Source organism: Spirillospora sp. NPDC052269 (assembly GCF_040679435.1).
GTDB lineage: Bacteria > Actinomycetota > Actinomycetes > Streptosporangiales > Streptosporangiaceae > Spirillospora.
The window spans coordinates 37,809-51,936 of the sequence record NZ_JBFAUU010000034.1; the positions used below are offsets into that span (position 1 = coordinate 37,809).

Genomic DNA, 14,128 nt, shown 5'->3' on the forward strand with positions numbered 1-14,128 from the left:
GATGCCGTCCCACTCCCGGCAGCCCCTGCGCCAGGGACCCCCGCGCCGGCGGCCCCTGCGGCGGACGCGCGCGGCGTCCGTCGCGCTGGTGACGGCGTGCGCCCCGGTGGCGCTCGCCGGGTGCGCGCTGTCCTCGTCTGACCAGCAGTCGATCCTGCACCGGCACTCGCTGGTCATCGGCGTGAAGGGCGACCAGCCCGGCCTCGGCATGAAGGTGAACGGCCACTACCAGGGCTTCGACGTGGACGTCGCGACGTACGTGGCGCGGCGGCTGGGCGTCCCGGCGTCGCGGATCACGTTCCGGACCACGCCGTCGTCGGTCCGCGAGAAGGCCATCGAGGACGGCACGGTCGACATGGTCGTCGCGACGTACTCGATCACGCCCGCCCGCAAGACCCAGATCACCTTCGCGGGCCCCTACTACGTCGCGCACCAGGACACCCTGGTCCGCACGAACGACCGCTCCATCGCCAACGTCCACAACCTGGCGAAGAAGAAGATCTGCGCGGTCACCGGATCCAACTCGTGGCGGCGCATCACCGACGAGCGCAGCATCCCGGCCGTCCCGGTGGACGTGGCGACCTACAGCGACTGCATGCCGCTGCTGACCAGCGGGAAGATCGACGCGTTCTCGACCGACGACCTGATCCTCGCGGGCTTCGCGGCGGGCCACCCGGACGTGCACCTCATCGGCGAGCCGTTCACCGACGAGAAGTACGGCATCGGCATGCGCAAGGGCGACCTGGCGGGCTGCGAGGCCGTCAACCGCATCCTCACCCGCATGTACCAGGACGGCTCGGCGGGCCGCTTCCTGAACCACTGGTTCGCCAACACCGGCGCGAAACTCACCACGAGCGTCCCCCAGTTCGAGGGCTGCTCGTAGAAACCCGCGCGATCAGGCGCCACCGACGTGGCGATCAGGCGCCACCGGCGTGGCCGGGCAGGCGCTGAGGGCGCGGCCGATCAGGCGCCGACGGCGTCGGTGGCCTCCCGTAGCGTGTCGTAGATCGGGATGTACTGGTCGATCCCGGTGATCCGGAAGACCCGCCGGACGCGCGGCGGCAGCGCCACCAGGGCGAAGCCGAGCTCCCGCTCGGACGCCCGGCGGTTCGCGCCGACGACCGCGTTCAGCCCGCTGGAGTCGCAGAACGTCACGTGCCGCATGTCGACGACCAGCGGCTGGCCGATGTCGATGACGTCGGTCAGCGTCTTCTCCAAGGCCGGACGGGTCACCACGTCGATCTCACCCTGAACGCGCACCAGGGTGCAGCGGTCATGGCGCATCAGGTTCACGTCGAAGTCCATGCTCGTCCCCCCACCCCTCCCGAGAGCAGCGGCCATCCCGGCCGGCTCGTCCGCACCGGGCGTCTCCCCTGTCCGGTGCCGGCCGAGCGGGGCCGGACCTCCCAGAATCCCGCACCGCCGGAGGCATTCCAAGCGGATCGCGGGAATGGGTCGGGTCGCCCAGGGGGCGGTTCTGTGCCCGTAACGGGCACGTCGGGTCCTTGATCGTTCACGTGGCGTCCACCTGAAACGGGCATACCGGTCATCTGCGGCTGGTGTGGTTACCCCGCTTCGACTGCACGAAACAAAGGGGAGGTCAGCCGATGTCTGCGGCTGGAAAGGTGCGGCGGCTCGCCGCGATCACGCTCGCGGCAGGGGCCGCCACCACCGTCGTCGCGTCCGGCGCGGCGAACGCCTGGAACGGCGACCGCACCGGTGACGTGCGGCACGCCATCCAGGGCGGCAAGGCCCGCAACGTCATCCTGCTGATCGGCGACGGCATGGGCGACTCGGAGATCACCGCCGCCCGCAACTACTCGCAGGGCGCCGCCGGCCGCCTCAACATGGACCGGCTGCCGCTGACCGGCGCGTACACCACCTACGCGCTGCAGAAGGCCAACCCGAACCTGCCCGACTACGTCACCGACTCGGCCGCTTCCGGGACGGGCTGGGCGACGGGCCGCAAGTCCTACAACGGCGCCATCTCGGTCACCCCGGACGGCAAGCCGCAGCAGACGATCCTGGAGCTGGCCAAGGGTGCCGGCTACCGGACCGGCGACGTCACGACCGCCGAGCTGAGCGACGCCACCCCGGCCGTCCTCGCCTCGCACGTGGTCGACCGCTCCTGCCAGGGCCCGACGGACATGAAGGCGTGCCCGACCAACGCCAAGGAGAACGGCGGCGCGGGCTCGATCGCCGAGCAGCAGGTGCAGACCGGCGCCGACGTCTACCTGGGCGGCGGCAAGGCCCGCTACGCGCAGACCGTCCAGGCCGGGCAGTTCAAGGGCAAGACGGTCATCGACCAGGCCAAGGCCGCGGGCTACGACGTCGTCACCGACGCGAACGGGCTCCAGTCGGCGCGTCCGGGCAAGGACGGCCGCCTGCTCGGCCTGTTCTCGGACGGCAACATGCCGCAGGAGTGGACCGGTCCGCTCGCCAAGGCGGGCGGCACCGACCCGTCCCGCTGCGCCCCGAACGCCCAGTTCAGCGGCCCGCACCTGACCCAGATGGCGTCCAAGGCCTTGGACGTCCTTTCCGACCAGACCCGCCACGGGAAGAAGGGCTTCTTCCTGCAGATCGAGGGCGCGTCGATCGACAAGCGCGACCACTCGGCCGACCCGTGCGGCCAGATCGGCGAGACCGTCGAGTTCGACAAGGCCGTCAAGATCGCCATGGACTACGCGCGGCAGCACCCCGACACGCTCGTGGTGACCACCGCCGACCACGGCCACACCAGCCAGATCATCCCGCTGGAGGCCCAGAGCCCGGGCCAGACCGCGACCCTGGTCACCGACGAGGGCGCCCAGATGAAGATGAACTACGCCACCAACCCGGCCGGCCAGTCGCAGGAGCACACCGGCACCCAGGTGCGCATCGCCGCCCAGGGCCCGCAGGCCGCGAACGTGGTCGGCGTGACCAACCAGACCGACCTGTTCGGCACCATCACCCGCGCGCTGGGCCTCCGTCACTAGGCGCCACCGCTCTTGCGGACCCGTCCGACCCCGCGCACCCGGGACCGGACGGGTCCTCTCACGTCCGGGAAGGGGCGCTCGCGGCGGGGGTGGGTTCACCGTTGTTCCGGACGTGCCGGAGCCCGCTTCCCTGCGTGTCCGCTTCCAAGGGCGGGTCGCCGCTGTGCGCAGCGGGAACGGGGGCCCGAATGGGGGTGCCGTGGGACGGGCGTCCATCCTGTGGTATCGCCGCTATTCGCGTTATCGGGAAGATGAAACCTACTCACCGGAAACCTACTGAAAGGTAGCCTCGGTGCTCGGGCTAATTACCGGAATTCAGGCATCCTCGGTACGCTGACCTGCGGCTGGGGTGGCCGTGTGGCCCCTGTCCGGCGAACGGGAACTGCTCCGCGGCGTGCCGGTAACGGCTCCGGCGTTACAGTTGCGGGTGCCGAATTCTGGAGGCCGGGTGTTCTACACGTTCATGACGCGAATCGTCGCTCCGATCCTGCGTCTGCTGTTCCGGCCCCGGATCGAGGGCCTGGAGAACGTGCCCAAGTACGGTCCGCTCATCGTGGCCAGCAACCACCTGTCGTTCATCGACAGCTTCATCATCCCGCTGGCCGTCCCGCGCCCGGTCACCTACATCGCCAAGGCCGACTACTTCGAGGGCTCCGGCTTCAAGGGCCGGTTCGTGAAGTGGTTCCTCACCACCCTCGGCCACGTCCCGGTGCGGCGCGGCGCGCAGCGCGCCGCGATGGGCGCGCTCGAGCAGGCCGCCGAGATCCTCGGCAACAGCGGCGCGTTCGCGATCTACCCCGAGGGCACCCGGTCCCGCGACGGACGGCTCTACCGCGGCCGCACCGGCGTCGGCTGGCTGGTGCTGGAGTCCGGCGCCCGCGTCCTCCCGGTCGGCCTCACGGGCACCGAGGAGATCCAGCCGATCGGCGACTCGATGCCCCGCTTCCTCGGCCCCCGCCCGACCGTCCGCATCGGCGAGCCGCTCGACTTCTCGCACTACCGCAACCTGCCGCCCGCGAAGGCCCGCCGCCTCATCGCCGACGAGATCGTCCAGCACATCCAGAAGCTCTCAGGCCAGGACTTCGCGGGCTGCTACAACGACCACTCGGAGCTGAACTGAGCCTTCGGCTCCAAGGGCTCGGAGAGTCGTGGGCCCGAAGACTCGTGCGAGCGCGGTATCGCTTCGTGGTCAAGCCTGTGAGGGGCTCGCCCTCGGCGTCGCCCCTCACAGGCTTGGCGGCGCGCTCGCGCCGTTCGCGGTTCGCGTCGGCCGTGGTTCGTGCCGACCGCGGTTCGCGGTTAGACGTTCGGCGGGGTCTGGTCCTTGATGGTCGCGCCGTTCTCGGCCGCCTGCTTGCGGAAGTTCTCGACCGCCCCGCCCGCCGAGCCGATCTGGGACGGGTCGGCGTTGCCCGACTTCAGCTTGTCGGTGAGGCCGGTCATGTTGTTCTTGAGCGATTCGAGCGGCTGCTTGAGCTTCGAGCACAGCGTCGGGTCGGCGTCCACGAGCTTGCGGGCCGCGTTGAGGCGGGTCAGGGCGAACGCGCCCGCGGCGGCGCCCTTCACGATGGCCTTCTTCTGGCCCTGCGCGCCGGACTTGAAGTTCCCGGCCTGCCAGGGCTTGTAGATCCAGCGGTGGAAGGCGCCGAACGCCAGCCCCGCGTCCGCGACGAACCGGGTCTTGGCGAACTTCTTGGTGGCCTGGGACGGGCACGTCCCGGGCGCCGCGGTCCCCGTGGCGTTCTGCCCGCCGGCCGCGCCGGGCGACGAGACCCCCGACGGCCCCGACGCGTGGTGGGACTTGCTCCCGCACGCCCCCGATCCGAGGAGCGCCAGCGTCAGCAGGACGGGCAGCACAAGGAGTCTGCGTGGCATCGTCATCTTCCCCCTGTCTTCCGTGACCGAACGGTCACGGTCGGTAGCACTTCTACCCAGGGCGCGGCGATCTGAAAGCGCGGTGCGGTCCGGCTCGTCCGATGGCGTGTCGTCCGCGCGGTTCCGGCCCGGACGCCCCGTAAGGTCGCGGACATGTCCTCCCGAGCGCCGTTCCCACCCGCGTTCCGCACGCCGCTCCGTCCGACGTTCCGGGCCGCGGTGCTGGTCACCGCGGCGCTGGCCGGGCTCGCGGGGTGCGGCGGCGGGTCGCACGGCGCCGGCGGGGGGAAGCGTGCCGCGCTCGCGCTGACCGGCTACACGTCCGACCAGCTCAAGCAGGCCCTCCTCGCCGACGTCCCCGGCTACCAGCGCGTCGGCGAGCCGGACTCGGGGGAGTACGGCTCGCTCAAAGGCATCCAGAACTTCGGGCAGCTCCAGCGGCAGGTCACCCTGGACAAGCCGCGCTGCGCCGACTCCGCGGCGGCGCAGCCCGCCGTCGACCGGGCCGCCCCGGCCGCGCTGGCCAGCTTCAACCGGGGCGACGGGCAGGTCGTCACCGAGACCCTCATGGGCATGACGGACGAGGCGGCCCAGCACCAGCTCGAGCGGCGCGTCCCGTCCGGCTGCCTCGCCTTCCGGACCCGCGTCGGGACGCGCTGGGCCGACCACCGCGTCTCCGAGTTCCCCGGCGGGACGATCGGACGCGGCTCGCGCACCGTCGGCGTCACCACCGTCAGCGGCTCCTCCCACACCCGCGCCTGGTACGTCGTCCTGCGCGGACGGCACTCGGTGGCCACCGTCAGCCTGTTCGGCCCGAACGCCACCCGCACCGAGGTCGAGCAGCTCGCCCGCCAGGCCTACGACCGCAGCGAGCGCTACCTCCCGTGACCGTCCGGCCGGGTGCCGGGCCGCGGCGGGCACCACCTCCGGGTGCCGGGCAGCGGTGGGCACTACCTGCTGTGAGCGTCCTCCGGATAGCGTGCAGGCGGCGGCCGTCCGAGAGGCGACGGCGCGGGACGGGCGGATCGGGGAGCGACGCGTGATCGGGAAAGAGGGGCGGGTCATCGGCCGGATCGGGCCGCGGCTCGTCGGCGAGGTGATGATCCCGGTCCGGGGCGGCTCGGAGGCGTTCTACGCGCATCCGGTCGACCCGAAGGAGGAGATCGGGGTCGGCGAGATCGTGGTCGTCGTCGAGTACCACCCGCCGCGCACCGTCTACGTCGCCCGCGCCCTGGCCTGACCTCTCGTCCAGCCTGGTCCGACGGTTCCACGGGCTCGTCCGCATCCGGACAGGCCGGTCGAGGGGTGAGCCCCGTGTGAGGGAACCGATCACCACGGCATACCGTCTAGTGGTCAACGACTCCGGAAACCGGACGAACAGGCTCCCCGGCGGCGTCGTTGTCCCGGTCTCGGCCGGGTCGGTTGGAGGGGCGGATGCCAGTGCTCATCGTGGCGGTAACGGTCGTCGTCGCCGTCATACTCATCATCGTCGTGTTCAAGATGATCTGGCGCGTCGCGGAGCCGAACGAGGCGCTGATCATCTCCGGCCTGGGCGCGCGGTCCAAGCCGGTCAACGGGCTGGACAGCCTCGGCTTCAAGGTCGTCACGGGCAAGGGCACCATGGTGATGCCCGGGTTCCAGGTGGCCCGCAGGCTCCGGCTCGACATCCACAACACCACGCTCGAGGTGCACTGCGTGACGCAGCAGGGCATCCCGGTGCAGGTCAAGGGCGTGGTCATCTACAAGGTCGGGGACGACCTGGTCTCGATCGCCAACGCGTCCCGGCGTTTCCTGGACCAGCAGAAGTCGATGGACGGCGCGATCCACGAGCTGTTCACCGGTCACCTGCGCTCCATCATCGGCGGCCTCACCGTCGAGGACCTCATCCTCAACCGCGAGCGCCTCACCAGCGAGACCCGGCTGAGCGCCGCGGACGAGATGAGCAAGCTCGGCCTGGTCGTGGACTCGCTCCAGATCCAGGAGATCGAGGACGCCACCGGCTACATCACCAACCTCGGCCGTCCGCACGCCGCCGCCGTCGCGTCCGCCGCCCGCATCGCCGAGGCCGAGCGGGACCGCGAGGCCACCGAGCGCGAGCAGGAGGCCGCCCGGCAGAACGCGGCCGTCATCCGCGACACCGAGATCAAGAAGGCCGAGTACGAGGGCCAGGTGCAGCAGGCCGAGCAGCAGGCGAAGCAGGAGGTCATCGAGAAGGAGACCCGCAACGCCGAGCTGGAGGCCGAGCGCACCGAGAAGCTGCTGGAGAGCCAGATCCGCAAGCCCGCCGACGCGCGCGCGTACGAGCGGGTCAAGCTGGCCGAGGCCGAGCGCGAGGAGCGCGTCGCGCACGCGCAGGCCGCCGCGACCGAGACGCAGCTGAAGGCGGCGCGCGAGGCGGAGGCCACGCGCATCCTCGGTGAGGCGCAGGCGGGGGCGATCCGCAACAAGGGCCTCGCCGAGGCGGACGCCATCAAGGCGCGCGCGCAGGCCCTGTCCGAGAACACCGAGGCGGTCATCGCCCAGCAGCTCGCCGAGCGCTGGCCGGAGATCGTCGAGGCCGGTGCGAGTGTCTTCGGCAACGTCGACAACATGGTCGTGCTGAACGGCGCCGAGGGCATCGAGGAGATGCTCGCCAAGGCGCTGACGCTCGGCGGCGCGGGCCTCGGCCTCGCGCGGAACCTGCTCGCGGGCTCGGCCGGGACGCCGTCCGCGAACGGCCAGAAGCCGGTGGACGGCACGGCTCCGAGCCTGCCCGCCGCGGGCCCTGTCGACACCCCGGAGGCCTGACCCACTCCTCCCAGCCGGGGCCCGGACGCGCGACGCGTCCGGGCCCCGGCTCTTTTCCAGGCGGTGAATCCCTTGAGCAAGCACAGAAACCGTCCGCTGAAGGTCGGCGCGGACACCTACCGGCGCTGGTCAGGGCACGCTCACACGCGGGGCGATCCGGAGAGTTGCCGCGAGGTCGTGCGGATCGCCCGCGCAGAGCAACGCAACCGCGGCCTGGAGGTCACGTTCCGGACGGGGCCAGGCAGACTCGTCAACGACGGCTACCCGATGCACGACGGCCTGATCTGCCGGACGGCGGACGACGTGACCCTGAACCTGCATCTCCCGTCCGTCGTCCGGGCGATCCTGGACGCGGCGATCGAGCAGGGCTGGGACACCCGGTCCGCCCTGGACCTCGACGGCTGGGAGCTGCTGGACGCCATCGTGGCGAAGCTCCCGCCCGAACCCGGCGCCGTTCCCGACGCCGACATCGACGCCGACGGGTGATGATCGCCCTCCGCGCCGACCGGGTCCCACCGGGCGCCCGACCCGGATAACGTTCGTGGCATGTCCGTGCCCCGGCTCGCCGTCAGCGTCGATCTCGTCGTCCTCACCGTCCGGGAGCAGCGGCTGAGCGCGCTGGTGTGGCGGCGCGACCGGGATCCGTACGACGGCGCGTGGTCGCTGCCCGGAGGGTTCATCCAGCTCGACGAGGACCTGCCGGTCGCCGCGTCCCGGCTGATGGCCGAACGCGCCGGGCTCGCCGACGTGCGCATCCACCTGGAGCAGCTCGCCACCTACGGCTACCCGGACCGCGACCCCCGCCAGCGCGTCGTCAGCGTCGCCTACCTCGGGCTCGCCCCGGACCTGCCCGCCTCCAGCCGCGCGCAGGTGCTCTGGAAGCCGATGGACGACCTGGTGCACCGCGACCGCGCCGCGTTCGACCACCGCCGCATCCTGCTGGACGGCGTGGAGCGCGCCCGCGCGAAGCTCGAGTACACCTCGCTCGCCGCCGCGTTCGCGCCGCCCGAGTTCACCGTCGCCGAGCTGCGCCGCGTCTACGAGATCGTCTGGGGCACACCGCTCGACCCCCGCAACTTCCACCGCAAGGTCACCGGCGCCGACCGCTTCCTCGTCCCGACGGGCCGCACCACGACCCGCGACGGCGGCCGTCCCGCGCAGCTCTACACGCGCGGCGACGCCGAACAGCTCCGCCCCCCGATGCTCCGCCAACGCCCCTGCCCTGACTGAACCGCAGGGGGCCGGACCCGGTGTCCGATCGGTTGGGAACACCGGAAAACCGGCTGACCGGCGGCAGTGGTCGTGGCCACGATGGGTGCCTCCGCGCCGGGGCGTTCGGCATTTCCTTACAAAGCGTCGGCGGTCGACGATGACGGGCCTTGTCGAAAGGGAGCGGATGACTCTTACTTTGAAGTGCCCCGAGAGCTCCCGGGAGTTTCCCAGGAGTGCGGGCGCCGACCGAAATCATCGCGCGCACAATGTCGACACTCGTTTGTCCTGTCCTTAATTCCCGGACGCCACCGTGATGAAAAGAAAGAAGGCATGAGCCGTCTCGTCGACCGTGCCCCCGGCCGGACTCGGTCGCGCTACCGGACACGCCTCTCGCACGACCGTTGGGCCCCGGGCCTCGCCCGTCCCGATCGAGGTGGACGGCCTGGACCTCCCTGCTTCCCGCGTTCGGCCTCGCTCCGGATCCGTCCTGGCGGCCGGGTCGTGGCGACCGTCACCGGCTGTCTTGTCCTGATTGCATTTCCATCAGGCGGAACCGCGTTGAAGGTTGCGCAAACCAGCAAACTTGTTCACTTTCGCGCCGGGGTGTTCGGCATTTCCTTACAAAGCGTCGGCGGTCGACGATGACGGGCCTTGTCGAAAGGGAGCGGATGGCTCTTACTTTGAAGTGCCCCGAAAACTCCGGGAGTTTTCAGGGAAATCGGGCACCGTCCGCAACACATCGCGCGCACAATGTCGCTGGCCGTTTGCCTTGACCTTCGATTCCCGGACGTCACCGTGACGAAAGGAAAGAAGGCATGAGTCGTCTCGTCGACCGCGTCCTCGACCGCCTCGTTCCCAAGGAGACCGCCTCCGCCTGCAGCGCCCAATACTTCTGCTACGCGGGTGGCCACCCCGGCTACTGGTTCCGCTTCTGCTGCCTGGACTCCGGCTGCGAATGGACCTACATCGGCCCCTGCTGACCCTCGTGGTGAGCAGGACCTGACCTGACCTGATCAACGCCGGGCGGGACGCGGCGCCACGTCCCGCCCGGCCTTGATCGCGGCCCCGCCCCTTTCCGTCCTGGCGGCCGGCAATGGACGGTGGCCACCCCAGGGCGAGATGCCATCCAGAACGCCGCGGGCACGTCCCAGGGGAGGCGGACGGCCTTGAGCCTGCCCCCACCGGCGCCATCGGGGGCGAGAAAGCGTCCTGACGGCAGATTCATCAAGAAGGAAGATCACGTTCCGTCGTCACAGGTTCCGGTTTCTGTAGGCGAAACGCCGTCGTGCGCCGGGCAAACAGGCAAAGTTGATCATCTATGCCGGAGTCGTTCGTCATGACCTCACAAAGAGCCGACGGTCGATGATCATGGGGCTTGCGAAAAGAGCGATCGCACCTCTTAATTTGGAGTGCCCCGAAAACCTGGGAGTTTCCGGGAAAGCGGGCGCCGACTGCAAAACACCGCGCGCGCAAAGTCGACGCCTGTTTACTTAAACCGTCAATTCCCGGGCACCGTCATGAAAGGAGAGAAAGCCATGAGCCGTCTCGTCGACCGCGTCCTGGACCGCCTCGTCCCCCAGGAGGACGCCTCCGCCTGCAGTGGCGTCTACTTCTGTAACGCCGCTGGTCACCCCGGCTACTGGTTCCGCTTCTGCTGCGTGCAGACCGGCTGCGAGTGGTCCTACATCGGCGGCTGCTGATCCTGAAGTGATCACAGCTTGAGCTCAGCCTGGCGGGACGCGGCGCCGCGTCCCGCCTGGTGTTGGCCGCGGCTCTGCCAGGCCGTGGCCGATCGTCCTCTTCAGTGAAACTCCCAACCCTTCGCGAGGAACCGGAAATGCCTTATCTGGCGGCTGCTGTCGTCCTCTTCGGTGTTCTTTCCGTGTTGAACATGATGCTCACGTTCGGCATTCTTCGCCGGATGCGGGCGGATGCCGCCGCGGGAGGCCGGACGGCCCCGGGGGCCGGAGACATGTTCGCGCTCAAGCCCGGTTCGGTGGTGCCTGAGTTCAGCGGTGTCACCACGCAGGGTGAGTCGGTGACGCGTGAGTCGGCCGCCGGGGTGGTGGCGTTCTTCTCCGCGAACTGCGACGGCTGCCACGACCTGCTGCCGAGCTTCCTCGAGCGCGCCCGGACCCTGGGGCGTGACAACGTTCTTGCCGTCTTCGGTGGTGACGAGCCGGAGACGGTCGCCAAGTTGGAGCAGGTCGCACGGGTCGTCCAGGCCGACAGGGCAGGCGGTCCCGTCGCCCACGCCTTCCAGAACCAGTGGACGCCCGCGCTCTACCTCCTCGGCCAGGACGGCCGAATCATCGGAACCGGCGCCCGCATGGACGAGCTCCCCCTGCACACCCTCCCCGTCTCGGCCTCTGGAAGCTGACGATGACCACCCAGGACGAGAAGACCAGTCCGGGCGAGAAGGCCACGCGGAATGAGCCGACCTCTCAGGACGGAACGCCCGCCGAAGACGACCCGGGCGCGCGGAAGTTCGGCGTGCGGGCGCTGCGGGCGTCCGCCGCCGAGGCGGTCGCGCTCATGTTCCGGGCCGCCCCCGCCGAGGTTCCGATCTTCCTGGTCGTGGTGATCGCCACGTCCGCCGCGCCGATCACCACGGCGTGGCTGACCAAGCTGGTCATCGACCGGCTGACCGGCGGGAACGCCCCGATCGGCGCCCTCGCGCTCGGCCTGGCCGCCGCCGGGTTCGCCTCGGCCGCGCTGCCCTCCGTCTCGCGTTTCGCCCGCGGACAGATCGGACGCGCCGCGAGCCTCGCCGGCACCGACCGGCTGTTCGGCGCCGCCGAACGCCAGGTCGGCCTGCGCTCCTTCGAGAATCCCGCCTACCAGGACCGGCTGCGGCTCGCCCAGGACGGCGTGCGCCGCGTCCCGGAGATCGTGGACGGTTTCGGCGGCCTGCTCGGCGGTGTCCTGTCGCTGACCGGGTTCCTCGGCTCGCTGCTCGTGCTCAGCCCGGCGATGACCGGCCTGGTCCTCGCCGCCGCGCTGCCCGCGCTCGTCGCCGAGATCATGCTGGCCCGGCGGCGGACGGCCATGGAGTGGGACATCGAGCACCACTTCCGCCGCGAGTACTTCTACAGTGGGCTCCTCACGAACACGTCCCCTGCGACCGAGATCCGGCTGTTCGGCATCGGCGCGTTCCTGCGCGGCCGGATGATCAGCGAACGGCGTGCCTCCAACGCCGCCCAACGCCGCATGGACCTGCGGGAACTCCGCGCCCAGGGCGGCCTCACCGCGCTCGGCGCACTCGTTGCCGGCGGCGGCCTGTGGTGGGCGGCGAACGCGGCCCGGCACGGCACGCTCAGCGTCGGGGACATCGCCATGTTCCTCGCCGCCGTCGCGGGCGTCCAGAGCTCACTCGGGACGCTGACCTCCGCGATCTCCGGTGGCCAGGCCCGCCTGCTCGCGTTCACGCACTACGTCGCCGTCGTCCGCGCGCCGTCCGACCTGCCGCGCGCGCTCACCGGTGAGGCGCCGCCGCTGCGCCGCGGCATCGAGTTCCGCGACGTCTGGTTCCGGTACGGCGACGACCTGCCCTGGGTGTTCCGCGGCCTCGACCTGACCATCCCGCATGGGAACGCCGTCGCGCTCGTCGGCCTGAACGGCGCGGGCAAGAGCACCCTGGTCAAGCTCCTCTGCCGCATGTACGACCCGTCCAAGGGGCGGATCCTCTGGGACGGTGAGGACATCCGCGACATCCCGCCGGAGAAACTGCGCGATCGCATCAGCGCCGTCTTCCAGGACCACATGAACTACGAGATGTCCGCCCGCGACAACATCGCGGTCGGCGACATCACCGCCCTGGACGACTCGTCCCGCCTTGAACGCGCCGCGATGCGCGCCGGTGTCCACGACCGCCTCGCAGCCCTCCCGAAGGGCTACGACACGTCCCTGACCAGGATGTTCGCCCTCGGCGACGACTCCGCGACCGGGGTCGTCCTGTCCGGCGGACAGTGGCAGCGCCTCGCCCTCGCGCGCGCCCTCGTCCGCGAGAACCGCGACCTGATGATCCTGGACGAACCGAGTTCCGGCCTCGATCCCGAAGCCGAACACGAGGTCCACACCCTCATGCGCGAACACCGTCGCGGCGGCACCAGCCTGCTCATCTCCCACCGCCTCAGCGCCGTCCGCGACGCCGACCGGGTGGTCGTCCTCGAGGACGGACGCATCACCGAGCAGGGCACTCACGAAACCCTCCTGGCGGCGGACGGCGGCTACGCCCACCTATTCCGCCTCCAGGCCAGCGGCTACCAGGAGGCGACCCCATGACCCCGCGAATCCTGGCCCTCGGCGTCCTGGCCGCCGTCGCCGCGTCGGCCGTCGCCGCCCACCGCACCCTGATCCTCACCACCGTGGACGGCGACAGCATGGAACCGACCCTGCACTCGGGCGACCGCGTCCTGATCCGTAGAACCCGCCGCCCCCGCCGAGGCCAGATCACCCTCCTGCGCTCGGAACCCCACGACTACCTGCTCCTGAAGCGCACCGTGGCCGTGTCCGGCGACCACCTCCCGAAGGAGTGGGCCGAGTTCGACGTCGAGTCCATAGCCGACGCGACCGTCCCCACGGACGCGATCGTCGTCATGGGCGACAACCGCCCCGCGAGCTACGACTCCCGCCACTTCGGCCACGTCCGGAAGGCCCGCGTCCTGGGAGTCCTCCTCACCCGCGTGAACACCGCCTCTTGATCATCCGCGTACTCCTCGGATACCAAGGAGGATGATCCGAGGAGAGAAGATCGGGCTCCGCGCCCGCCACGCAGACGACGTCCCCGTCCTCCACGACGAGCTGTACAACGACGTCGAAACCCGCTCACGTGCGGATACGCGCCCATGGCGTCCCCTGGGCGCGGAAGCGTCCCCGTTCGCCGTCCAGGACCCGGACGATCTGAAGGCCGCCGACTTCTCCGTCGTCGACCTGGCGTCCGGCGAACTCGCGGGCGCGGCCGTCCTCTGGGGCATCGACCTGCACAGCCGCTCGGCCCACATCGGCATGACCCTCCGTCCGGTGGCCCGGGGCAAGGGCTTCTCCACCGACGTCGTCCGCACCCTCTGCCACTACGGCTTCGTCACCCGCGGCCTCAACCGCATCGCCCTCGAGACCCTCACCGACAACGTCGCCATGCGCACCGCCGCCGAACGCATCGGCTTCACCCACGAGGGCAGCCTCCGCGACTCCTTCTGGGCCAACGGCGCCTTCCACAACGACGAGCTCTACGGCCTCCTCGCCTCCGAATGGCACTCTCGCCCCTGACGTCCTGAACC

At 70.4% G+C, this 14,128-nt stretch carries 16 protein-coding genes; 14 read left to right on the forward strand and 2 right to left on the reverse strand.

Features of this window, described 5'->3' with window-relative positions; all coding sequences use genetic code 11:
* Window position 1: 1 nt before the first annotated feature.
* Window positions 2-883 (forward strand): glutamate ABC transporter substrate-binding protein, encoded by an 882-nt coding sequence (locus tag AB0L06_RS42210; protein ID WP_500237279.1) that lies wholly within the window; start codon window positions 2-4, stop codon window positions 881-883.
* A gap of 80 nt (window positions 884-963) precedes the next feature.
* Here AB0L06_RS42210 and AB0L06_RS42215 read toward each other — a convergent pair whose 3' ends face one another.
* Window positions 964-1,305, reverse strand: a complete 342-nt coding sequence (locus tag AB0L06_RS42215) for an STAS domain-containing protein (protein WP_500237280.1) — start codon at window positions 1,303-1,305, stop codon at window positions 964-966.
* A 302-nt stretch (window positions 1,306-1,607) separates the two neighbouring features.
* Between AB0L06_RS42215 and phoA the strand changes: the two genes are divergently transcribed.
* Both phoA and AB0L06_RS42225 read left to right on the forward strand, forming a co-directional pair.
* The gene (phoA, locus tag AB0L06_RS42220; protein WP_500237281.1) at window positions 1,608-2,975 is read left to right on the forward strand and encodes an alkaline phosphatase; all 1,368 of its coding nucleotides are present in this window, start codon (window positions 1,608-1,610) and stop codon (window positions 2,973-2,975) included.
* 448 nt (window positions 2,976-3,423) lie between these two features.
* Window positions 3,424-4,095, forward strand: a complete 672-nt coding sequence (locus AB0L06_RS42225; RefSeq protein ID WP_500237333.1) for a lysophospholipid acyltransferase family protein — start codon at window positions 3,424-3,426, stop codon at window positions 4,093-4,095.
* Window positions 4,096-4,274: 179 nt separating this feature from the next.
* Here AB0L06_RS42225 and AB0L06_RS42230 read toward each other — a convergent pair whose 3' ends face one another.
* Window positions 4,275-4,850, reverse strand: a complete 576-nt coding sequence (locus tag AB0L06_RS42230) for a hypothetical protein (RefSeq protein ID WP_500237283.1) — start codon at window positions 4,848-4,850, stop codon at window positions 4,275-4,277.
* A gap of 153 nt (window positions 4,851-5,003) precedes the next feature.
* Here AB0L06_RS42230 and AB0L06_RS42235 point away from each other — a divergent pair, with 153 nt between their 5' ends.
* From AB0L06_RS42235 to AB0L06_RS42285, 11 genes are all read left to right on the forward strand, one after another.
* Window positions 5,004-5,738 (forward strand): hypothetical protein, encoded by a 735-nt coding sequence (locus tag AB0L06_RS42235; protein ID WP_500237285.1) that lies wholly within the window; start codon window positions 5,004-5,006, stop codon window positions 5,736-5,738.
* Window positions 5,739-5,889: 151 nt separating this feature from the next.
* Window positions 5,890-6,090, forward strand: coding sequence for an NfeD C-terminal domain-containing protein (locus AB0L06_RS42240; RefSeq protein WP_500237286.1), 201 nt, complete (start codon window positions 5,890-5,892; stop codon window positions 6,088-6,090).
* Window positions 6,091-6,284: 194 nt separating this feature from the next.
* Window positions 6,285-7,637: an SPFH domain-containing protein gene (locus AB0L06_RS42245; protein WP_500237287.1), complete on the forward strand. Its 1,353-nt coding sequence runs from the start codon at window positions 6,285-6,287 to the stop codon at window positions 7,635-7,637.
* A gap of 72 nt (window positions 7,638-7,709) precedes the next feature.
* Window positions 7,710-8,123, forward strand: coding sequence for a hypothetical protein (locus AB0L06_RS42250; protein ID WP_500237288.1), 414 nt, complete (start codon window positions 7,710-7,712; stop codon window positions 8,121-8,123).
* 60 nt (window positions 8,124-8,183) lie between these two features.
* The gene (locus AB0L06_RS42255; protein ID WP_500237290.1) at window positions 8,184-8,867 is read left to right on the forward strand and encodes an NUDIX hydrolase; all 684 of its coding nucleotides are present in this window, start codon (window positions 8,184-8,186) and stop codon (window positions 8,865-8,867) included.
* A gap of 797 nt (window positions 8,868-9,664) precedes the next feature.
* On the forward strand, window positions 9,665-9,829 hold the full coding sequence (locus AB0L06_RS42260) for a hypothetical protein (RefSeq protein WP_500237291.1): 165 nt from the start codon (window positions 9,665-9,667) through the stop codon (window positions 9,827-9,829).
* A gap of 555 nt (window positions 9,830-10,384) precedes the next feature.
* Window positions 10,385-10,549, forward strand: a complete 165-nt coding sequence (locus AB0L06_RS42265) for a hypothetical protein (RefSeq protein ID WP_500237293.1) — start codon at window positions 10,385-10,387, stop codon at window positions 10,547-10,549.
* 191 nt (window positions 10,550-10,740) lie between these two features.
* Window positions 10,741-11,229, forward strand: a complete 489-nt coding sequence (locus tag AB0L06_RS42270) for a peroxiredoxin family protein (RefSeq protein WP_500237295.1) — start codon at window positions 10,741-10,743, stop codon at window positions 11,227-11,229.
* A gap of 2 nt (window positions 11,230-11,231) precedes the next feature.
* The gene (locus tag AB0L06_RS42275; RefSeq protein WP_500237297.1) at window positions 11,232-13,133 is read left to right on the forward strand and encodes an ABC transporter ATP-binding protein; all 1,902 of its coding nucleotides are present in this window, start codon (window positions 11,232-11,234) and stop codon (window positions 13,131-13,133) included.
* Window positions 13,130-13,552, forward strand: a complete 423-nt coding sequence (locus AB0L06_RS42280) for a S26 family signal peptidase (RefSeq protein WP_500237298.1) — start codon at window positions 13,130-13,132, stop codon at window positions 13,550-13,552. The genes AB0L06_RS42275 and AB0L06_RS42280 overlap by 4 nt, the downstream gene beginning before the upstream one ends.
* 31 nt (window positions 13,553-13,583) lie before the next feature.
* Window positions 13,584-14,117, forward strand: a complete 534-nt coding sequence (locus tag AB0L06_RS42285) for a GNAT family N-acetyltransferase (RefSeq protein WP_500237299.1) — start codon at window positions 13,584-13,586, stop codon at window positions 14,115-14,117.
* Window positions 14,118-14,128 lie beyond the last annotated feature (11 nt).